The sequence below is a fragment of the Tenacibaculum sp. L6 genome (assembly GCF_028823685.1).
In the GTDB taxonomy this organism is placed as follows: Bacteria; Bacteroidota; Bacteroidia; order Flavobacteriales; family Flavobacteriaceae; genus Polaribacter.
This window is the reverse complement of sequence record NZ_JAPEHZ010000018.1, coordinates 15797-38412: the sequence shown is the minus strand read 5'-3', so window position 1 is coordinate 38412 and position 22616 is coordinate 15797. Positions and strand designations below refer to the sequence as shown.

21 protein-coding genes are annotated in these 22616 nt (G+C 32.3%); 10 read left to right on the top strand and 11 right to left on the bottom strand.

Translation table 11 applies throughout. The features are described from left to right. The first annotated feature begins 1 nt into the window (after position 1). A complete protein-coding gene (locus OU788_RS05545) occupies positions 2–787 on the top strand; it encodes a DMT family transporter (protein ID WP_274634234.1) in 786 nt (261 codons plus the stop codon). Positions 788–891: 104 nt separating this feature from the next. Here the strand turns inward: OU788_RS05545 and OU788_RS05540 are convergent, their stop codons facing one another. Both OU788_RS05540 and OU788_RS05535 read right to left on the bottom strand, forming a co-directional pair. Next, positions 892–2943 (bottom strand): M16 family metallopeptidase, encoded by a 2052-nt coding sequence (locus OU788_RS05540; RefSeq protein WP_274634233.1) that lies wholly within the window; start codon positions 2941–2943, stop codon positions 892–894. Between the two features lie 19 nt (positions 2944–2962). Continuing rightward, positions 2963–4279: a M16 family metallopeptidase gene (locus OU788_RS05535; protein ID WP_274634232.1), complete on the bottom strand. Its 1317-nt coding sequence runs from the start codon at positions 4277–4279 to the stop codon at positions 2963–2965. A 212-nt stretch (positions 4280–4491) separates the two neighbouring features. Between OU788_RS05535 and rplU the strand changes: the two genes are divergently transcribed. From rplU to OU788_RS05515, 4 genes are all read left to right on the top strand, one after another. Further along, positions 4492–4974, top strand: coding sequence for a 50S ribosomal protein L21 (rplU, locus tag OU788_RS05530; protein WP_274634231.1), 483 nt, complete (start codon positions 4492–4494; stop codon positions 4972–4974). A gap of 22 nt (positions 4975–4996) precedes the next feature. After that, positions 4997–5257 carry a 50S ribosomal protein L27 gene (gene rpmA, locus OU788_RS05525; RefSeq protein WP_028891690.1) on the top strand — a complete coding sequence of 87 codons (261 nt, stop codon included), beginning with the start codon at positions 4997–4999 and terminating at the stop codon, positions 5255–5257. 362 nt (positions 5258–5619) lie between these two features. Then, on the top strand, positions 5620–6354 hold the full coding sequence (locus OU788_RS05520) for a LytR/AlgR family response regulator transcription factor (RefSeq protein WP_274634230.1): 735 nt from the start codon (positions 5620–5622) through the stop codon (positions 6352–6354). Positions 6355–6360: 6 nt separating this feature from the next. Next, positions 6361–8283, top strand: a complete 1923-nt coding sequence (locus OU788_RS05515) for a tetratricopeptide repeat-containing sensor histidine kinase (protein ID WP_274634229.1) — start codon at positions 6361–6363, stop codon at positions 8281–8283. On the opposite strand, the gene dinB is transcribed toward OU788_RS05515, so the two are convergent. From dinB to trhO, 4 genes are all read right to left on the bottom strand, one after another. Continuing rightward, positions 8280–9362 (bottom strand): DNA polymerase IV, encoded by a 1083-nt coding sequence (dinB, locus tag OU788_RS05510; protein WP_274634228.1) that lies wholly within the window; start codon positions 9360–9362, stop codon positions 8280–8282. The two genes, OU788_RS05515 and dinB, sit on opposite strands and share 4 nt — an antisense overlap. A 64-nt stretch (positions 9363–9426) precedes the next feature. Beyond that, positions 9427–9657 (bottom strand): ferredoxin, encoded by a 231-nt coding sequence (locus OU788_RS05505; RefSeq protein WP_274634227.1) that lies wholly within the window; start codon positions 9655–9657, stop codon positions 9427–9429. Then, positions 9657–10904: a peptidase U32 family protein gene (locus tag OU788_RS05500; protein ID WP_274634226.1), complete on the bottom strand. Its 1248-nt coding sequence runs from the start codon at positions 10902–10904 to the stop codon at positions 9657–9659. Before OU788_RS05500 ends, OU788_RS05505 begins: the two co-directional genes overlap by 1 nt. Further along, positions 10904–11935, bottom strand: a complete 1032-nt coding sequence (gene trhO / locus OU788_RS05495; RefSeq protein WP_274634225.1) for an oxygen-dependent tRNA uridine(34) hydroxylase TrhO — start codon at positions 11933–11935, stop codon at positions 10904–10906. Before trhO ends, OU788_RS05500 begins: the two co-directional genes overlap by 1 nt. A 302-nt stretch (positions 11936–12237) precedes the next feature. On the opposite strand from trhO, the gene OU788_RS05490 reads away from it, so the two are divergent. After that, positions 12238–13245, top strand: a complete 1008-nt coding sequence (locus tag OU788_RS05490) for an aspartate-semialdehyde dehydrogenase (protein ID WP_274634224.1) — start codon at positions 12238–12240, stop codon at positions 13243–13245. Between the two features lie 71 nt (positions 13246–13316). After that, complete coding sequence (locus OU788_RS05485; protein ID WP_274634236.1) at positions 13317–13970, top strand: HD domain-containing protein; 654 nt, start codon at positions 13317–13319, stop codon at positions 13968–13970. Between the two features lie 194 nt (positions 13971–14164). Here OU788_RS05485 and OU788_RS05480 read toward each other — a convergent pair whose 3' ends face one another. From OU788_RS05480 to OU788_RS05465, 4 genes are read right to left on the bottom strand one after another with little or no spacing between them, the layout of a single operon-like run. After that, positions 14165–14947, bottom strand: a complete 783-nt coding sequence (locus tag OU788_RS05480; RefSeq protein ID WP_274634223.1) for an enoyl-CoA hydratase/isomerase family protein — start codon at positions 14945–14947, stop codon at positions 14165–14167. 8 nt (positions 14948–14955) lie between these two features. Continuing rightward, entirely contained in the window at positions 14956–16368 is a 1413-nt protein-coding gene (locus tag OU788_RS05475) for a sensor histidine kinase (protein ID WP_274634222.1), read from the bottom strand. 50 nt (positions 16369–16418) lie between these two features. Next, positions 16419–16886 carry a hypothetical protein gene (locus tag OU788_RS05470; protein ID WP_274634221.1) on the bottom strand — a complete coding sequence of 156 codons (468 nt, stop codon included), beginning with the start codon at positions 16884–16886 and terminating at the stop codon, positions 16419–16421. Between the two features lie 5 nt (positions 16887–16891). Continuing rightward, the gene (locus OU788_RS05465; protein WP_274634220.1) at positions 16892–18043 is read right to left on the bottom strand and encodes a DNA polymerase III subunit; all 1152 of its coding nucleotides are present in this window, start codon (positions 18041–18043) and stop codon (positions 16892–16894) included. A gap of 122 nt (positions 18044–18165) precedes the next feature. On the opposite strand from OU788_RS05465, the gene OU788_RS05460 reads away from it, so the two are divergent. The 3 genes from OU788_RS05460 (at position 18166) to OU788_RS05445 (ending at position 21218) form a co-directional block, all read left to right on the top strand. Further along, complete coding sequence (locus tag OU788_RS05460) at positions 18166–18390, top strand: FeoA family protein (protein WP_274634219.1); 225 nt, start codon at positions 18166–18168, stop codon at positions 18388–18390. Between the two features lie 3 nt (positions 18391–18393). After that, complete coding sequence (gene feoB, locus OU788_RS05455; RefSeq protein WP_274634218.1) at positions 18394–20499, top strand: ferrous iron transport protein B; 2106 nt, start codon at positions 18394–18396, stop codon at positions 20497–20499. Between the two features lie 215 nt (positions 20500–20714). Beyond that, complete coding sequence (locus OU788_RS05445; protein WP_274634216.1) at positions 20715–21218, top strand: DUF3575 domain-containing protein; 504 nt, start codon at positions 20715–20717, stop codon at positions 21216–21218. Positions 21219–21310: 92 nt separating this feature from the next. Here OU788_RS05445 and brnQ read toward each other — a convergent pair whose 3' ends face one another. Continuing rightward, positions 21311–22579, bottom strand: a complete 1269-nt coding sequence (gene brnQ / locus OU788_RS05440) for a branched-chain amino acid transport system II carrier protein (RefSeq protein ID WP_274634215.1) — start codon at positions 22577–22579, stop codon at positions 21311–21313. Positions 22580–22616: the final 37 nt, after the last annotated feature.

The following is a 22616-nucleotide window of genomic DNA, read 5'->3' as shown; positions in this document are numbered from 1 at the left end:
TATTGGTTTAACCCCAGTACAAGTAGGAGCTTTACGAATGTTAATTTCAGCAGTTTTTTTATTGTTAATAGGGTTTAAAAGTGTTAGGAAAATTGAAAAAAGACATTGGAAGTATATTGCTATAACCGCCGCTTTAGGAACTTTTTTTCCGGTCTTTTTGTTTGCTTTTGCCATTAATGGAATTGATAGTTCTATCGCAGCTATTTTAAACTCCTTAACGCCTTTTAATACATTTATGTTTGGGGCATTGGTGTTTGGTTTTGCTTTTAAAAAGAAACAACTTATTGGAATTTTAGTCGGATTAATAGGTACGTTGGTATTGATTTTAAAAGGAGCAGAACTAAATCCGAATCAAAATTATTGGTATGCTTTGTTAGTAATTATTGCTTCTGTAGGGTATGCCTTTAATGTAAATATGATTAAAAAATACTTGTCAGATTTAGATGCTTTGGCAATTACGACAGGACATTTTCTGTTGTTATCGATTCCAGCATTATTGGTATTGACATTTTCTGGTTTTTTCTCAACGTTTGAAGTAACGTCAACGACGACAAATGCCTTAGGTTATGTAGCTGTTTTAGCCATTTTTGGAACAGGAATAGCTAAAGTGTTATTTAATAAACTCATTCATATTTCTTCACCTGTATTTTCTTCTTCTGTAACGTACATAATACCTGTGGTGGCGGTTATGTGGGGCGTTATTGATGGTGAAAAATTAAGTTTTACACAGTTCTTTGCTGGCGGAATAATTTTATTAGGTGTTTGGTTGGTGAACAAAGCGAAGTAGGTTTTTTAGTAGTCGGTGGTTAGGTGTAAGAGGTTAGTTTTTACAAAAAAAGAACCAAAACTTACGTCTTGGTTCTCTTAATTTTAAACTAAAAAGTTTGCTTATTATTGAAAATCAGCGTCAGTAACTCCTTCGTTGATTTTAGCCTCTTTTAAAATGAATTGTACTTTTTGTGGGCCTAAACTTCCTGTTTTTTTAGTAGCAAACTTTACTCCACCAAAATCTTTATAATCACTGTATAAAGCTTCTTGGTTTTGTGTTTGTCCACCCATGTTAATTGTTTGGGTTTCTTTTAATTTTAAACCATTATTAACATCATAATAAAAAGAAGTAGAAACAACAGCTCCTTTTTTAGCAACTACATATACTTCTTTACCGTTAATAGTTTCGATACCTGTTAATTTAGCATCAGCATTAGCTAACAAACCAATTTCAGGAAAAACTCCTAAAAGTTGCGTCATATCATTTGCCATAGCAGGAGGTAACGCTTGTCCGTTCATTTTTACAGCACTTTTATCCATTACAACTTTCATCATAACGTTTCCATTCATTGCTGTTGTATTAGCATAATGTGTAGCATTTCTTTTTTCAGTGCTTTCAATTTTTGTTCCTTGCATTTCTGTACCGTAAACAACCATGGTTGTTTTTAAGCTCTTAATTTTATCAGTACCACCAATAGCATCAAAATACTTGTTAAGTACAGTTTCTTTAGTTACGCCAGCAGGAACTGCTTTTTTCATTGCAGGCTTTTCAGTAGGATTTCCGTTTTTATCAAAATAGTTGATTTTGTAATCAGCAGTTTTTTCTAAATTCTTTAAAACATCAATTCCTTTACCAGTAATGATAATACGAGCTTTATCGCCTTTAAAATATTTAATAGCTGCATTTTGAACATCGTCTAGCGTTACAGCGTTAATGTTTTTTAAATAGTTTTGGTAATAATCTTCAGGTAAGTTATTTGTTAAAATATTTAATGCGTAATTCGCTACAGTTTGAGGTTTTTCAACATTACGAACAAAGCTTCCAATGTATTTTGCTTTCGCAATATCTAACTCTTCTTGAGTCGCTTTTTGGTAACGAATTTTGTTGATTTCTTTCATCGCTTCAACCATAGCACTATCCGTAACCATGTTTCTTACCGATGCTGAAGTTTTAAAACGAGATGCGTATCTGTCAGCTCCAATTCCTGAGTAAGCTCCGTAAGTATAACCTTTATCTTCACGAAGGTTTTTATACAATCTACCAGTACCACCACCACCAAGAATTTGGTTAGCTAATAAAGCAGCATAGTAATCTTTATCACCCATTTTTAAATTAACAGCATTTACAACTGCTAATTCTGACTGAACAGCATTTGGCATATCGATAAAGTTGATTTCAGTAGTTGCAGGGTTTTCAACTTTAGGTAAGGTTTGAGCTGTTAACTCTCCTTTTTTCCATCCGTTGAATAAGTTTTCAACTTGAGATTTTGCATCCTTAAAAGTAATATCACCAATAATAATTAAATACGCATTGTTTGGTTTATACGTGTTGTTGTATAAATCTTTTACATCTTGAAGCGTAACATTTTTTAAGGTTTCTTCTGTTGTAAATTCTCCATAAGGGTGATTTTTACCATAGATTAAAGCACTTTCTACTCTACCAGCAATAGCAGCAACGTTGTTTTCGTTCGATTTAATTCCGTCAAGAGCTTGCTTCATTTGCTTGTCAAACTCCTCTTGAGTAAACACAGGGTTAAAAGCAGCATCCGCCATTAAGTTTAATACTTTTGGAAAGTATTTTGATAATGAGCTTGCTCTTGCACCTTCGTTCCAAAAAGAGATGTTTGCTCCTAAAAAGTCAACTTCTTCGTCAAATTTAGCTTTTGGAGTATTTGTAGATCCAGTACCTAACATTCCGCTTAACAAACCTTCAACTCCTTTTTTGTTTCCAAAAGACATTGGTGGATTGTCTATCGTTAAAGTTGCAGTTACTCTAGGTAATTTGTTGTTTTCAACCACTAAAACTCGCAATCCGTTAGGTAATGTGAATTTTTTAGGAGTTCCTAAATTAATTTTAGGAGCAGGTCCTGGTTTTGGTTGTTGGGTTCTATCAATCTGTGCTGAAACAGTTAATGATAGAAATAATATTGTGATTATTGAAAATATTTTTTTCATTAAAATTCAGTTTAGATGATTATTTCTTTTTTGGTAAATATTCGATAACAACACGACGATTTTTAGCTAAGTATTTTTTAGCTACGTCTCTAATTTCTTCTTTGGTGATAGAGTTGATAACTTCCAATTCTTTATTAATTTGATTGGTATCACCTACTAACATGTAGTTTCTAGCTAAAGAGTTTGCAATACCTTCAATGCTTGAGTTTGAAGCAACGAATTGATTTTCGAACTTGTTACGCACTTTTTGTAAATCTCTATCAGAAATTAATTCCGTTTGTAATTTTTCAATTTCCTCATCCATTTCTTTAATTAAATCATCTAAAGAAGTTTCTCCTAAAGGAATCGCACCGATATTGTACACACTGTAATCTTCTAAAGTTCTTGCAAAAGAGAATACTTGTAAGGCTTTTTTCTTATCGTCAACTAACTTTTTGTATAAACGAGAACTTCTTCCGTCACTTAAAATAGTAGAAATAACATCTAAAATTTTAGAATCTCTTTCTTTCATAGAAGGAGTTTTGTGGGCTAATAAAAGAGCTGGTAATTGAATGTTAGTATCGTATTCTTTAACCCTTTTTTCTTGAGTTCTTTCTGGCTCAACAACTTTTACACGTTTAGCAAGTGTACGTGCAGGAATTGGCTCAAAATAATCTTTAATCATTTTTTTAGTACTAGCTTTTTCAAAATCACCAGCTACTACTAACACTGCATTGTTAGGCATGTACCATTTGTTGTAAAAATCTTGAAATTCTGCTAAAGTAGCAGCATCTAAATCTTTAATGTAACCAATCATTGGTCTACCGTAATTGTGCTTGTCAAAAATGTGGTTGTAAACATCTCCGTAAATGATTTTTCCATAAGGAGCATTATCCATACGTTGACGCTTTTCTTCTTTTACAACCTCGTTTTGTGTATCAACTGCTTTTTGGTCGATAATTGGGTGTAATAAACGCTCAGACTCCATCCATAAACCTAACTGTAAGTTGTTAGAAGGGAAAGTTTCGTAGTAGTAAGTTCTATCCCAGTTGGTATTTGCATTTCCTGTTCCACCGTTGGCAGCTTCAATTTTATTCCATTCACCACGACCAATATTTTTTGTTCCTGTGAATAATAAATGCTCGTAAAAATGCGCCATTCCTGTCTTTCCAGTTTCTTCATCTTTCGATCCAACATGGTACATAACCGCTACCGTAACTACAGGTGCAGAACTGTCTTGATGTAAAATAACGTGCATTCCGTTATTTAAATCGTATTCTTCAAACTCCACTTTTTGTGCATTAGCAGAAAAACCTACTAATAAAGCTGAAGCTAGAGTGATAACTCTTTTTCTCATTGATTGAAATTTAATTTTAATTTGTTTTTAATTAGTATATGTGACGTTAACTTATTTGTTTTGTTACAGAATTAGGATGAGAAATGATAAAATTTGCGTTAAGAGAGTAATTTTCTGATGAATAGATTGTTTCTTGAAGTAAAAAACGTATATTTGCACCCGCATTTTCAATAAGAAAGTGTGAATAAAAGTATAAACGCAAAACAAATAGTATGTACGCAATCGTAGAGATAGCAGGGCAACAGTTTAAAGTAGCAAAAGACCAAAAAGTATACGTACACCGTTTACAAGAGGCAGAAGGATCAAAAGTAACTTTTGATAAAGTAATGCTTGTTGAAGAGAACGGAAACGTTACAATTGGCGCCCCAGCTATAGAAGGTGCAGGAGTAACTGCAAAGATTTTAGGTCACTTAAAAGGTGATAAAGTAATCGTTTTCAAAAAGAAAAGAAGAAAAGGTTACAAGAAAAAAAATGGACACAGACAGTATTTAACTGAAATCCAGATTGAAGGAATTGCTACTTCTGGTGTTAAGGCAGCTGCTAAAAAAGAAGCTCCTAAAGCAGAAGCAAAGACTGAATCTAACGATTTAAGTTCTATGACTGTTGCAGAATTAAAAGCTTTAGCTAAAGAGCAAGGTATTTCAGGATACACTTCTTTAAAGAAAGCAGAATTAATTGAAGCATTAAGTAAATAATTAACTTTAAAAACTTACAAAGATGGCTCATAAGAAAGGTGTCGGTAGTTCGAAGAACGGTCGTGAATCGGAATCGAAACGATTAGGAGTAAAGATTTTTGGAGGACAAGCTGCAATTGCAGGTAACATTATTGTTCGTCAAAGAGGAACTCAACACAATCCAGGTGAAAACGTTTACATGGGTAAAGATCATACTTTACACGCTAAAGTTGATGGTGTTGTAAAATTCCAAAAGAAAAGAGATAACAAATCATACGTTTCTGTAACTCCATTCGAGGCTTAAGAAACTAACTGATTAGATAAGATAAAAGCTCAACTAGAAATAGTTGAGCTTTTTTTGTATATAAACCGAACATTAAAATTTATACAAAAAAACACCGCTCGTTAAAGCGGTGTTTCATAACTTAATATCATTATTGATTAATCCCCCAATTTATCAATATGATTCCCCTTGTGTATTACACTACAAATATCAGAGGAAAAAAGATGTTTTTAGGGGGTAGATGTATAAATGGTTTGTTTTTTTGTGTAAATGGTAATTATTTTATGATACTATAGCTCTTTAGTTATGGTTTAAATAAAGCGTTATCTATATATTTTATTTTTAAGATATTATCTATTACATTTGGTACAAATGTACACACAATGTTAAGAGCTGTAATAGTTGATGACGAACCGAAAGCAATACAAGGGTTGTCTTGGGAGTTGTCAAATTTTAATGAAGATATAGAAATTATCGAAACATTTACCGAAGCAGAAAAAGCAATTAAATATATTAATGAAAATGATATTGATTGTCTTTTTTTAGATATAGAAATGCCTACGATGGATGGTTTTCAGTTGTTAGAAAAACTAGATAACAAAGATTTTGCTATTATAATTACCACTGCATATAATGAATATGCTATTAAAGCATTAAAAAATCAGGCAATAGATTATCTTTTAAAACCAATTGATTCAGATGATTTAGAAGAAACTATAGGTAGAATAAAACTTCACCATGAGAAGTATAATAATACAGAAAAGGTTGAAAAAATATTATCTAGCTTTAATAAAAAATTCAACAGAAGAAAAATTACGATAAACACCGATGGAAAACTGGTTTTTTTATCGGAAGACGAAATTCTGTTTGTAGAATCTGACGGAAATTATTCAACCATACATACTTCAGGAAATAAAAAAATTGTAGTAACCAAAAAATTGAAAGAAATAGATTCGTTACTTCCTGAAGATCATTTTTTTAGAATACACAATTCTTACATTATCAATCTAAATAAAATTAAAGAGTTTTTAAAGTCTGATGGCTATGTTGTGTTAGAGAATAATCATAAAATTCCTGTGTCTCGTCAGAGAAAATCAGATTTCTTAGAAAAATTTTAGTTGTAAATGAAGCAGTTAGTAATCATCCCTTTTCTTTTTTTTATAATTTTTTCTAGTTATACCCAAAATGATAGAGAAAGTAAAGATAGTCTCATTCATATAGCGGTAATTAAAAAAATTGATAATTATTACGAGCTGTACCGTTTTTTTGAAAGAGGTAGATTTGATAGCGAAGAGATCGATTTACTCTTTAAAGAAAGCAGAAAAAACAATTATAAGCTAGGAGAAGTTTACGCGTATAACTTATTAGGAAGAAGTTTTAGAAATAACTCCTTCTTTGATAAGTCTATAGAAAACCATTTAAAAGCTTTAGAGCTTGCAAGAAAAATAAATAATGTAAATGCTGAGATTGTTACTCTTAATCAAATAGGTGTAGTTTACAGACGTCAAGACAAGGTTAGGAGTGCTCTTAACTATCATCAAATGGCTTTAGAGCTAGCAGATAAAATTGAACGACCAGATATAGATACTAAAATAAGTATTAGTATTTCTAACAACAGTATCGGTAACATCTACTTAGCCTTAAAACAATATCAGTTAGCATTAGAAAAGTTTAAAAAATCTATTTTAATACAAAGTAGAACGGGAGATAAAAGAGGACTTGCAATAAATCATCAGAATATAGGATTTGCGTTTAAGAATTTAGGAGATATTGATGCAGCATTAGAACATTATCAAAAATCGTTGGCGTATAACTTAGAAATTAAATCAGATTTAGGAAAAGTAATATGCCACAAAAGTATAGGTGATGTTTTATTAATGCAAGGAAAATATGAAGAAGCGTATAATTATGTAAATGAAGTTGTTCCTGTTTCTGAGGAAATAGGAAATCAGTATTATACCTCAGAGATCTTTGCAACTTTAGGATACATCCAATTAAAATTAGATAGTTTAGGTAAGGCAAAAGTGAACCTCGAAAAAGCATTAGAAATTGCAAAAAAGCATGAAATTCCTTCAGGAATAAACAAGTCTAACCTGTATTTATCTGAATTTTATGAAGAAAAAGGAGATTTTAAAAAAGCATATAATTTTTATAAAAAAGCAATAGAAGGAGAACGAAAAACCTTCAATGACAAAAATATTTCTTACGTAAACAACCTTATTAATAAATATGATAATGAGGTAAGTAGAAACAAAATTAAAAGCTTAGCAAAAGAAAATGAGATTGCTAAGCTTAAATTACTTCGAAACAGAAATGTTTTAATCATTGCCTTAGTTTCTATAGCATTATTAGGGGTATTGTTGTATTCTATGTACAGACAACGTTTGTTAAACAACGACAAAAAAATATTGAAACTAGAACAAGAAGCATTGAGAATTCAAATGAATCCACATTTTGTTTTTAATGCCTTAAATTCAATAAAGTTGTATGTTATTAACAACGAACAAAAGAATGCGGTACACTACTTAAACAAGTTTTCAAAGTTAATTCGAAGTATTTTAGAATCTTCATCAGTAAAAGAGGTGACTCTTAGTGAAGAGCTAAAAACCATGAATTTATACATGAGTATTGAAAATATCCGATTTTCAAATGAGATAAATTATATAGAAAAGGTTGACCCTAGTGTAAATATTGAAAGAATTAAAATACCGCCTTTAATTTTACAACCATTTTTAGAAAATTCAATTTGGCATGGGTTGTCATCTAAGAAAGGCGAAAAAGAAGTGAGTTTGTCTGTAAGTAAAATTTCTGATGAATTCATTCAAATAGACATTGTTGATAACGGAATAGGAAGAGATGCAGCGTTGAAAATTAGAAATAATAAATCGCTAAACAGAAAATCTATAGGAATTGATTTGACCAAAGAAAGACTGCAAAACTTTGCTAATGAATACAAAAATAATTTTTCATTAGAATATTCAGATGTAATCGATGAAAATGGAAACAAAAGAGGAACGAAAGTTTCACTAAAAATACCAATTATTTAAAAATCGAACTTTAATTGAACCCAAACGGGTTCTTTTTTTTCTGTATTCAAATTACTAAAAGAAATTCCTAATAAGCGAACAGAATTGGTAAGAGTATCTTGATATAACAACTCTTTTACGATAGGGTAGAACTCTTTTTTTAACTGTAGAAAGTGATTGGTAGTTTTACTACGAGTTTGTTGCGTAAAATCGCTGTATTTGATTTTTAAGGTTACTGTTTTTCCTTTGGTGTTCGATTTTTTCATGCGACGTTCCAATTCATCAGCAATTTTATCAAGCCGCTCTAACATAAATACTTCGGATGATAGATTTTCTCTAAAAGTAGTTTCGGCAGCAATTGATTTTCGAATACGATTAGGTTTTACTGCTGAATTATGAATTCCTCGAACAATATGGTAATAATGTACTCCAGATTTTCCAAACAATTTAGAAAGTTCTTCCAGCGATTTTTGTTTTAAATCTAAGCCTGTAAAAATGCCTAAATTATGCATTTTTGCAGCGGTAACTTTCCCTACGCCATAAAATTTATTTACAGGGAGTTGTTCTAGAAATTCAAGAACCTCTTCTGGATTGATAGTTTTTTGTCCATTAGGTTTGTTAATATCGGAAGCTACTTTGGCAATAAATTTATTAATAGAAATTCCTGCGGATGCTCGTAATTCTAGTTCCTCCCAAATTCGCTGACGGATTTCTTGAGCAATCATACTTGCTGATGGATTCCCCTTTTTATTTTCAGTAACATCTAAGTAGGCTTCGTCTAATGATAGAGGTTCAACCAAATCGGTATAATCGTAAAATATCTTCCTGATTTTAGAGGATATTTCTTTGTAGCGATCAAATCTAGGAGGTACAAAGATGATGTGTGGACATTTTTGTTTTGCTAAAACACCACTCATGGCCGAACGTACTCCAAACTTTCTGGCTTCGTAACTGGCAGCAGAAACCACACCTCGAATTTCACTGCCCCCAACAGCAACGGGTTTTCCTCTTAGTTCAGGATTATCCAATTGCTCTACAGATGCATAAAAAGCATCCATATCCACATGAATAATTTTACGAAAAGGAGGTTGTAAGTCCATTGTGTAAAAATAACAAAAGCCCTCGTAAGAGAGCTTTTGTTAGTCTTGATTCTTTTCTTAAAAACTATACTTGTTTTACTTCAATAATATTCACAGGACACGCTTTTTTAGCTTCGTGTGAAGACTCAAAAATACTATCGTCGTGTGATTTTATGGTAAAGAAACCTTTCTTTTCTGTAGAATGTAATAAAACTGATTTTCCGTCTTTCTTCGACATTTGAAATTGTGCTGGAGCTAGCTCCACGCAATAATTACAGCCAATACACTTGTTTCTTTGTAAGGTAATTACAACCATTAGTTTTTAGCAAATTCAGTTTTTACAATTTTGTATAACTTGTCTGATGGGCGAATTCTGAAATCTAATTTCATAGTAACTTCATCACCTTTGGTTGCAGTTTGTGCTTCTTTATCGTTCACAAACATGCTTTTTAATTCCATTTCTTGAGCACCTGTGGTAGGACCTGTAATTAAAATGGTGTCACCCACAGCTAAATCGTATGCTTCTATTTTAAATTCACCAATTTCAGCTTTAGGAAAATAATGTAGTCCTTTTCCTAAGTACACTTTCTTTTGAGTAGCGTGAGAACCTGGTTCTTTACTCCATTCACCTAATTTCTGACCTAAGTAATATCCATTCCAGAAACCGCGATTGTACACTTTTTCAAGTTCTAGCATCCAGTTAATTACCTTTTCTTTATCGTAAGTTCCGTTGTGTAAGCTGTCAATAGCGTCACGATAACATTTAATTACTTTGGCAACATATTCAGGAGCGCGACCACGACCTTCAATCTTCAACACTTTAATTCCAGCATCTGCAACTTGATCTAAGAAATCAATCGTACACAAATCTTTTGGAGACATGATATACTCATTATCTAATTCCATTTCAAAACCAGATTCTTGATCAATTACGGTATACTTTTTACGGCAATTTTGTTTGCAAGCACCTCTGTTTGCTGATGAATTATGCGAGTGTAAACTCATATAACATTTCCCCGAAACAGCCATACATAAAGCACCGTGACCAAAAATTTCAATCTCTAACAAACGACCAGAAGGTCCTTTGATTTCTTCTTTTTCAATCTGTTCAGTAATCTTTTTTACTTGACGTAAACTCAATTCTCTACTCAAAACTACAGTATCAGCAAACATGGCATAAAACTTAACCGTTTCGATGTTGGTAATATTAATTTGAGTAGAAATATGAACCTCCATACTTTCAGCTCTAGCCATAGCAATTACCGCTTGATCCATAGCAATTACTGCAGTAATGTTCGCTTCTTTAGCTCTTTTGATTAAGGTTTTTACGATAGATAAATCATGGTCGTACACAATGGTATTTAAGGTTAAATAGGTACGAACATTTTTTTCAGAACATCTGCGTGAAATTTCTTCTAAATCATCTAAGGTAAAGTTGATAGATGCTCGAGCGCGCATGTTTAATTGCTCAACACCAAAATATACAGAATCACATCCATTGTCTAACGCTGCTTGTAATGATTCAAAATTACCAGCAGGTGCCATTAATTCAATCTTTTGCATTACTTCTTATATTTTAAAGCTTCTGAACGTCCTTTTTTGAATATTTTATTGCTCGCGTGTTTTCCTTTGCGTAATTCTTTTTGCTCCTCGTAAGATAAATGAATGATGTCTTGGCACTCAGGAGAACAGGTGTTTTCCATTTTTTCAGCACATTCATCACATTGAATGAATAACAAGTGGCAACCTTCGTTGGCGCAGTTGGTATGTGTATCGCAAGGTTTTCCACATTGATGACAGTTAGAAATCACATCATCAGAAATCTTTTCAGCACGTCTGTGATCAAACACGAAGTTTTTTCCTAAAAATTTATTTTCTATACCTTCAGCTTTTACCTGACGGGTATATTCAATAATTCCTCCTTCTAGCTGGAAAACATTTTTAAAACCTTTGTGTTTATAGTAGGCAGAAGCTTTTTCGCAACGAATTCCTCCTGTACAATACATCAACAGGTTTTTATCTTCTTTATGGTTTTTTAAGTCTTCTTCAATAATATCTAACGAATCTCTAAATGTATCTACATCTGGAGTTACAGCACCTTCAAAATGTCCAATTTCACTTTCGTAATGATTACGCATGTCTACACAAACCGTATTAGGATCCGCTAACATTTCGTTAAATTCTTTTGCAGATAAATGCACTCCTTTATTAGTTACATCAAAAGTGTCGTCATTTAATCCGTCAGCTACGATTTTATCACGAACCTTTACTTTTAATTTTAAAAATGATTTATTGTCGTGTTCAACAGCTACATTTAAACGAATTCCCTCTAAAAAAGAAATACTATCTAATTGTTTTTTTAAAGCGTTGAAATTTTCAGCAGGAACAGAAATTTGAGCATTGATTCCTTCATAAGAAACATAGGTTCTTCCTAATACTTCTAGCTCATTCCATTCTAGGAATAGTTTATTTCTAAATAGGGTTGGATTTTCTATCTTGTAATATCGATAGAAAGAAATAGTAATACGGTCTTTACCCGCTTCGTCTATTAATTTAGCGCGTTCTTCTGCGCTTAACTTGTTGTACAGTTGCATGCTATACCTTTTAAGTTAAACAATATTTTATTGATTTTGCATAAAATCGGTGCAAATGTACTGATTTTTTGCGTTTTACTCGGTAATTGAGCCTTAAACATTTAAAACTGTAATTATATTTACTAAATGATTAGTGGCTAGTTTTTAGGTGCTTTACTGTTTAAAACAAGACTTTTAAATGAAAAGTGATGTAATTTTAAACTTTAACGCTTTTTTTTATACAAATAAGATACAACCAATTTAATTTTTTTAAACCTTTGTACCATACAAATAATTAATTTTTATACTCAAATAGCAAAAAGATGAGAGTAGCAGTAGTAGGAGCTACCGGAATGGTAGGCAATGTAATGTTACAAGTATTAGCAGAACGTAATTTTCCAGTAACAGAATTAATTCCTGTTGCGTCAGAACGTTCAGTAGGAAATCAAATTGAATTTCAAGGAACAAATTATACAGTAGTGGGTTTAGAAACCGCAGTAACTATGCGACCAGACATTGCGTTGTTTTCTGCTGGAGGAGATACTTCATTAGAATGGGCTCCTAAATTTGCTGAGGTTGGTACAACTGTAATTGATAATTCATCAGCTTGGAGAATGGATTCAACAAAGAAGTTAGTAGTTCCAGAAATTAACGGAGATGTACTAACTAGTGAAGATAAAATCATTGCAAATCCTAACTGTTCAACTATTCAATTGGTAATGGCATTGGCACCATTACATAAAGAATATAAAATGAAACGTGTGGTGATTTCTACTTACCAATCTGTTTCAGGAACGGGTGTTAAAGCGGTTCAACAATTAGACAATGAAGAAGCAGGTATTGAAGGAGAAATGGCTTATCCACACCCTATTGGAAGAAATGCATTACCACATTGTGATGTGTTTTTAGAAAATGGTTACACTAAAGAGGAAATGAAGTTGGTAAAAGAACCTAAAAAGATTTTACGAGACGATTCTTTTAGTATTACAGCTACAGCAGTTAGAATTCCAACAGCGGGTGGACATTCTGAATCGGTTAACGTACAGTTTGAAAACGATTTTGAATTAGAGCAAGTTCGTGAATTGCTTACTCAATCAGATGGAGTTATTGTACAAGATGATGTACAAAACAACGTTTATCCAATGCCTATTTTAGCAAATAATAAAGATGAGGTTTTTGTGGGTAGAATCAGAAGAGACGAATCTCAACCAAATACCTTAAATATGTGGATTGTTGCAGATAATTTGCGTAAAGGAGCGGCGACCAATACAATTCAAATAGCAGAATATTTAGTGGCTAACAATTTAGTAAAGTCATCAGTTACAGCTTAGAAAGAAGCAAACATAAATAATATGTAAAAATCCTGTACTTACAAGTGCAGGATTTTTATTTTTGGAATATGATGAACAAAGAACAAATAATACAAAACACAATTGAGTTTGTAAAAGACACCTTAAAAGGAGCAGAGGGAGGGCATGATTTTTTTCACATTGAACGCGTATATAAAAATGCATTGTTGATAGCGGAAGATGAAAAGGTAGATGTGTTTGTAGTTTCCTTAGGAGCTTTACTACATGATATAGCGGATAGCAAATTTTACAATGGTGATGAAACTGTTGGGCCGCAAAAAGCGAGAACATTTTTAGAAAGTCAGATGGTTCCTGAAGAAATCATTACTCATATAGAAAAGATAATTACGAACATTTCTTTTAAAGGAGGAAATTTTGAACAAAAGTTCACTTCTCCTGAACTTGATGTAATTCAGGATGCAGACCGATTAGATGCTATTGGTGCTATTGGTATTGCTCGCTGTTTTAATTATGGAGGTTTTAAGAATAGGGAATTGTACAATCCTGAGATTCCTCCGAATTTAAAGATGACAAAAGAGGAGTATAAAAAGTCTACTGCGCCAACTATTAATCATTTTTATGAAAAGTTATTATTATTAAAAGATAAAATGAACACACAAGCAGGTAAAGCTATTGCAGCACAAAGACACGCATACATGGAGGACTTTTTACAGCAGTTTTACAATGAGTGGAATGGAAAGGTTTAGTGTTTTTTAAAATAATAATGTAAAAATATGGTTATTTTAATAAAAAATTTACGTTAAAATTTGGCTATTATTGAATTTAATATATATTTGTCTCAGTTAATAAGCCCCCTATTTATTAATGTAATCCCCTTAATGAAAAAAAAGCAGCATCTAACCTAGGTTAGATGCTTTTTTTGCTTGTGTGATATAGCGTATTATTTTCCAGGGAAATCTGGTTTACGTTTTTCTAAAAAGGCAGTAGTTCCTTCTTTAAAATCTTCGGTTCCAAAACAGTTTCCAAATTCAGTGATTTCTGTTTCAAAACCATTAACTCCATCTTTAAAATTATCGTTAACAGCTTTAATTGCTGCACTGATTGCTACAGATGAATTTCGCATAATTTTAGAGGCAATTTTTTCAGCTAAAGGAAGTAATTCTTCTTGTGAAGTTACATGGTTAACTAAACCAGCTTCTTTTGCTTCATCAGCAGAGATCATACCTGCTGTCATAATTAATTCCATAGCTTTTCCCTTACCTACTAATTGTGGTAAGCGTTGTGTACCTCCATATCCAGGAATAACCCCTAAAGATACTTCAGGCAAGCCCATTTTAGCATTGTCTGAAGCTACTCTAAAATGACAAGCCATTGCTAATTCTAATCCACCTCCTAAAGCAAAACCGTTAACAGCAGCAATAACAGGGGTAGACAAGTTTTCAACAAAATCAAATAAAATTTCTTGTCCTTTTTTTGCTAATATTCCTCCCTCTTCAATAGAAAAATGAGCAAATTCAGAAATATCTGCACCGGCAACAAAAGCTTTTTCACCACTTCCTGTAATAATGATTACTTTAACTGCTGAATCATTCTCTAAAGTTTTAAAAGCACTGTGTAATTCTTCAATTGTAGCTTTGTTTAAAGCGTTTAATTTTTTTGGTCTGTTGATGGTAACAGTTGCTAGTCCGTTAGCTTGCTCAACTAAAATATTTTCAAAATTCATGATACTATTTATGTTTTTGGTAAAATTATGGTAAAAACGGTTCCTACTCCTTTGGTTGAAGTCAAAGAAATAGATCCGTCATACGCTTCAATAATATTTTTTATAATTGATAAACCTAGCCCCATTCCACTTGTTTTTGTGGTGAATTTAGGTTCGAAAACAAGCTCTTTGTTTTTTTCGCTAATTCCCTTACCGTTATCAGAAACCGTAATTTTAACACTGTTTCCTTCCGAAGCCACTTTTACTTCAATTTTAGGGTTTTTATCCGTTTCTTTTATTGCTTGTATTGAGTTTTTAACCAAATTAGTTACAATTCGTACCAATTGTGTTTTGTCAAGACTCGCATAAAGTTCTTTTTCTTGCGGAAGATATTCTATATAATCTTCGGTAAAAATATCTAGTGAATGCTTAACAACATCTACTACATTTAGTTTTTCACGACGCTGCGTTGGCATTTTAGCAAAGTCAGAAAAAGCAGAGGCAATAGAGCTCATCACATCAATTTGCTGAATAAGAGTTTCACTGTATTCAGACATCTTTTCTTTTATATTTGGATCGTTGGGGTCAAATTTTCTTTCAAAACTTTGCACCGATAAACGCATAGGAGTTAGCGGATTTTTAATTTCATGCGCTACTTGTTTTGCCATTTCTCTCCAAGCTTGCTCACGTTCACTTTTAGCAAGTCTAGCAGCACTATCTTCTAACTGATCTATCATATTATTGTAGGCAGCTACTAACGAGTTAATTTCTGAACTAGCAGAGTTCAACGTAATTTTTTCGTTGCGTTTGTTTAAGCGCGTTTCTTTAATTTTTTCTGAAATTGTTTGAATAGAACGTGTAATATATGTTGATAAGAAGTAAGCTAAAACAATAGCAATGATGAGCATTAATAAATATACTAATGACAAGCGTGAAATAAATTCGCGAAGTTCGTGCTGTTGCTCTTCGTTGTCTTGAGCAATTTGCAATTCTAAAATTCCAATTCGTTTAAAACGAGTATCATTAATATACGAGTAAGAAGACTGGTAGGTAACTCCTTTTTCTGTTCTACTTTTTAAGATTTTATGATTGGAGTTATTAGCAAGAGTTCTAATCGTTTCATCAGAAAGATTGTTGCCTTCTTTTTTGTCGAAATTATAAGGAATAGAAGACTTTAACAGATTACCATCCATGTCATACATTGAAATGGTAAGTTTATGTACATAAGCAATGTCATAAATTCTGTCTTGAAATATTTTAGCTAAATTTTGAGTAGTTACAGGATACGTTGTTCTACGTTTTAACTCTATTTCTATATCTTGTTTTGTAGATGCTTCTTTACGTTCAAACCTTGAGATGTTATAATCTTTAGTTTGTTCATCGTACTGGTAAATTGTGACTAAAACAATTAAAATAGAAGCCAATAACACTAAAAGTATCATTGACAAGAATATTCTAATTCGTAGCGATATGTTATTGAAAATGTACAATTTTATGGTTTAATTCTTTTAGTTTTCATTGATAAAGTATCGTCCTTATCACCGTCGTTATCCCAATCGTATGTAGAGGCAGCTTCAAAACCATTTTCAGCTATTTTTATTGTATACCAAGCTTGCACCTGATTTCCTAAATATGAATAATCTACGAACAAACTATCTCCTTTAGTTTCCCATTTTCCGGTCGTTTCACCTTCTTTTTGCCCATCAGGCTGTACGAACCATGCAGAAAAAGTACCATCGTTGTTATAGGTAGATTGTGCTTTTCCTGATGTTGGCTTGCTAAAATCGTCTTCAAAAACAGATGTGCTATCCGTTTCGTTAGCTGTTAAATATTCTATTTTTAAATAGGTAGTTTCCCAATTACCAATCAAATAATCTTTCAATAAAGGTTCTTTTTCTTGTTTGCAGGCAACAAAAAACATTCCGAAAATTAACGCAGCAATAAAATATTGTGTTCTCATAATTCTTATGATTGAAGTTTTTCTTCTTTGGTATGCAACAAACGTGTTAGTTTGATAGATAAATCTAATAAAATAATTTTAGCGTTTCCGTTTCTTTCAATGTGGTATTGCGCATCACTTACTTCTTTTTCAATAGTCATGATATTTCCACTATGGATAAACGGAGCAAATTTTGACAATTCGAAATTGGCTGATTGCGTTTCTAAAAAAACTAAATCTGGAGTTCCGTAATTAAGTAATAAGGCTTGTCTGAAAAACTGTAAACAATATTGTAAAAACTGCTTTTGTGTTTCACGACCTGTTTTTGAAATCTCTTCTGACCAACCAATTAAATCTTGAATAACAGCGGCATTTCCTTTGGCTCTAAATGCAGCCCTAATCCAAGTAATAAACCATTGTTCAAAAACTAAATCGTTTGAATTGTTGTTTAAAATGTGTAGTGCTTTGTTATAATTCCCTTCTGATTGATGAGCAATCTTTATTGCTTCGTTCTCTGATATTTCTTTTTGTTGCACTAAAGTGGTTGCAATATCACTTTCGCTTAACACAGGAAAATGTAAAGCTTGACAACGAGATTTTATTGTGTTTATAATTTGCTCTTCATCTTCAGTAATTAAAATAAATACTGTTTTACTTGGTGGTTCTTCAATCAGTTTTAATAATTTATTTGAAGCGGCAACATTCATTTTTTCAGCCATCCAAATAATCATCACTTTAAACCCTCCTTCGTACGATTTTAGTTGTAGTTTTTTTACAATGTCTTCTGCTTCATCAACTCCAATTTGTCCTTGTTTGTTTTCTACGCCAATGTGTTGTAGCCAATTAAACAAACTTCCGTAAGGTTGTTTTTCGATAAAAGATCTCCAATCTTCTAAAAATAAATTACTAACTGGATGTTTTTTTACTGAATCGTTTGTAGTAACAGGAAAAGCAAAATGCAAGTCAGGATGCTGTAATTTATTACACTTAATATTGCAAGCTTCCGCATTATCTGAAAAACTACACAACAAGTATTGAGCATAGGCTATTGCCATAGGTAAGGTTCCGCTACCTTCTTTACCAACAAAGAGTTGCGCGTGCGGAATTCTATTGTTTTCAGCAGATTGCTGTAAGTGTTTTTTAATGTGTTCTTGCCCAATAATTTCGTTGAAAGTCATACCACAAATATAAGATAACAAACAAAGAGAACAACCGATTGTAGGTAAATGATATATTGTTTCAATATATTGTTTAGAATGATTCTATTTTAGTATATTTGCTAGCTAAAAATACGTGTCTTTTGAGTACAATTGCATCATTACAAATCGGAGAAAAAGGAATTATATCTGAAGAATGTTTAGATAAAATTCCGTTAAAGTTATTAGAAATGGGTTGTTTGCCGGGAACAGAGGTTGAATTACTTCAAATAGCTCCGTTAAAAGATCCTATGTACATCTGTGTAAATGGGAGTCATTTAGCAATTCGAAAAGAGACAGCTTGTCAAATATCAATATTTAAATTATAGTCGATGAGTAATCGTATTAAAGTAGCATTAATCGGAAATCCGAATACAGGAAAAACATCATTATTCAATCAACTTACAGGTTTAAATCAAAAAGTAGGAAACTATCCAGGAGTTACTGTTGATAAAAAACAAGGAGTTTCTAAACTACCCAATGGTAAAAGCGCAACGATTACCGATTTGCCAGGTACCTATAGTATCAACCCAACTTCTTTAGACGAAAGTATCGTTTTAAAAACTTTGATGACAGCGCATCGAGATGATAAACCTGATATGATTGTTGTGGTTGCTGATATTGAAAACTTAAAGCGAAACTTATTACTGTTTTCTCAAATTCAAGATTTAGAAATTCCGACGGTTTTGGCTTTAAACATGGCAGATCAGCTACAACGTAAAGGAATTTCGATAGATATCCCTGCTTTAGAAAAAGAATTGCACACCAAAGTAGTGTTAATGTCGGCAAGAAATAATGAAGGAGTTGATGATTTAAAAAGCGTAATTGCCAATTATGAATCGTTGCAAGTGCATTCTAACTTTAACGAGTTAGCAGAAAAAATAGATGCGAATTATTTTAAGAAGCTGTCTTTAGTAAGTGATGAATTTACAGCCTATGAAATGTGGATGTTACTTACCAAAAAGAACACTTCATTACTTTCTGATGTAGAAAAAGAGAAAATAAAGGAGTTTGAAAGTGAAGAAGCAACTCAGAAAAAGCATCAACATAAAGAAACAATTTATAGGTATCAGCAAATAAATAACATTTTAAAGAAAACGTATCACGTAGATAAATCAAAAGCTACAGATGTACGTAGTAAGCTCGATAGAGTTTTTACACATAAAATATTTGGGTATGTAATTTTCTTCGGATTATTACTACTGATATTCCAATCTATTTTTGATTGGGCGTCTACTCCAATGGATTTTATAGATGGTTTATTTGCAGATATTGCTGAGTTTACCAAAGCACAACTACCAGCAGGAATGTTCACCGACTTACTTGTCGATGGAGTGATTCCTGGTATTGGTGGAGTAGTAATCTTTATTCCGCAGATTGCCATTTTATTCCTGTTTATTTCTATCCTTGAAGAATCAGGATATATGAGTAGAGTAGTGTTTTTAATGGATAAAATTATGCGTAAATTTGGAATGAGTGGTAAGAGTGTAATTCCATTAATTTCAGGAACTGCCTGTGCAATACCAGCAATTATGGCAACTCGTACTATTGGTAGTTGGAAAGAGCGTTTAATTACCATTTTAGTAACACCGTTTACAACTTGTTCGGCACGTTTACCAGTATATGCTATCTTAATCGCATTAATAATTCCTGATACTAAATTGTTCGGTTTTTTAAGTTTACAAGGTTTTACTTTGTTAGCACTGTATATTTTAGGGTTTGCAGCGGCGATTATAGCGGCGTATGTTCTACACAAAACATTAAAGATTAAAAACAACTCACTTTTTGTAGTTGAAATGCCTAACTACAAAATACCGTCGGCAAAAAATGTATTTTTCGATGTATTAGATAAAACGAAAGCATTTGTTTTTGGAGCAGGAAAAATTATTTTAGCAATCTCGATAGTATTGTGGTTTTTAGCATCTCACGGACCGTCAGCTTTTGAAAATGCAGAAAAAAGTGTAGTTGAAAATGTAGCGAATCAGCAGTTGTCAGAAGAAGAATTATCGAAGAAGATAGCTTCAGCTAAATTAGAAAATTCATACATTGGAATAGCAGGTAAAACCATTGAACCTATTGTTAAACCGCTAGGTTATGATTGGAAGATAGGAATTGGATTGATTAGTTCTTTTGCTGCTCGTGAAGTATTTATTGGTACACTAGCTACCATTTATAGTGTTGAAGATGACAGCGAAGATTCAACTACTATCAAACAAAAAATGGAGTCAGAAATCAACCCAGATACTGGTGAAAAACGATTCAATTTTGCTACAGGAATGTCGTTATTGTTGTTTTATGCATTTGCAATGCAATGTATGGCAACCTTGGCAATTGTAAAACGTGAAACAAAAAGCTGGAAATGGCCATTGGTTCAATTAGTAAGCATGGGTGTTTTAGCGTACTTATCTGCTTTTGCAGCCTATCAAATTTTAAGCTAATGCAAGAAGTTTTAACATATTTAGTTGTTTTAGGAGCGGTTATTTTTTTAGTGAAAAAGTTTTTCTTTAAGGCTAAAAAAAATAAATGCGACACCAATTGCAATTGTTCTTAATAACCTTTAACAATACTTTGCTGTTTCAATTTTAGCAAAAGGTGTAAGTTTGCGGTATTATACTTGATAGGTATAAAAAGGAAATAATCAGTAAAATTTAATATGAAAAAAATACTTTTAGTAGTTGTCGTTTTTGTTAGCTCTTTTGCACAGGCACAACAAGAAATTAAAGCAGATTTATTTGATGCTTTAGCTTTTAAAACATTAGAATTATCGTACGAATATTATACAACAGAACGTTCGTCAATCGGTATTTCAGCATTGTTCAATTTTGAAAAAAGATCGGCTGATTTTAAGTACAACGAAAAGCAAATGTTCACTCCATTCTTCCGTCATTATTTTAGCGATAGTAGTAACTGGAATTATTTTGGAGAAGTTTTTATGGGAATAAATACAGGTGAAAGAGAGGTTACGGTAGAAGGAACAACGCTTAAACAATACAAAGAATATACGGATGGAGCTTTGGGTGTAGCGGTTGGATCTAAATATGTATCTTCAGGAGGTTTTGTGGTAGATATCTATGGAGGTTTAGGTAGAAACTTATTTACTTCGGAATCTCGTCCAGTTGTACCTAGAGTAGGAATAAATTTAGGATATCGTTTTTAAGATATTCAACTTAGATAAACTAAAGTAAAAAAGCTCGCAATCGCGAGCTTTTTTAGTTTATGATTTATTCAGCAGTCTAATAGACTATTTAGTTAAGCTTTTTTTTGAATCAAATTAGCGATTACAAAACTTAAAATAGCAGGTAATACCCATCCTAAATTTTGGTTGGCAAACGGAATGGTATTTTTTATTCCAGATAAATATTCAGTATCAACAATATATCCTAAAAAGTCTGGAATACTGAATAGAAAAGTAACTGCAACCACAATTTTAAAGACGGTAGTTGAAGTGTATCTTTCTGGAAGTACGTTCAATATAATTAAAATGATGGTTATTGGGTAAATAAACATCAATGCAGGTAATGCAATGTTTATGATATACTTTACATCAAACTGTCCAATAGCAATTCCTAATAAACAACCAATAATAGCAGTGATTATAAAAACTTTTTGAGAATTGTTGTTGATTCCTTTAAAGTAATCAGCAGTACCTGTAATAATTCCAACTGCTGTTGTAAAACATGCTAAAGCAACCAAAACACTTAAAAAAACACTACCTATATTACCAAGTGTTTGATAACTTAAAGAGTTTAAAATTTCTGTTCTGGTAGCACCTTCACCAAAAGTAGAACTAAATAAAACTCCGTTATAAATAAGTCCTGCATAGATAATTAACAAACCGAAACCTGCTATTAATCCAGCTTTGGTAATTAATTCTTTTTTCTCTTCAAACGAAGTGTTGGTGTTAAAGTTCATCGAAACAACTAAAACTCCACCAACGACTATGGAGGCAATAGCATCAAAAGTTTGATAACCTTCTAGTAAACCGTCTACAAAAGGCATTTTAAAAGATGATGGGTTTACAGCTTCAGGAGCGGTGAAAATTCCAACAAAAATAATCGCCAATAAAATAAAAATGATGAGTGGAGTTAAGAACTTACCTAACAATTCTAATACTTTTGAACGGTTTATTGAAAAGATAAAAACCAACCCAAAGTAAACAGTACTAGTAAGTAAAGAACTACTATCAAAATAAGGAGCAATAGCCATTTCATGAGTTACAGATGCTGTTCTTGGTGCAGGTAAGGCAAGACAAATGGCATACATAACAAAGCAGTAAACAAGGCTAAAAGGATGAGATACTTTTTTACCAAAATCGTACATGGTTCCTTGTAACTTAGCATGTGCTAAAATTCCTAACATAGGAATAAATACAGCTGTAACAAAAAAACCTAGTGTAACCCAAATCCATAAGTTTCCTGCGTTTTTACCTAAAAGAGGAGGTAAAATCAAATTTCCAGCTCCGAAAAACATTGAAAATAAAGCAAACCCGTTTATAAATATCTCCTTAGTTTTGTGCATCGTTTAACAAATTAATAGGCGACCAATATACATTAAA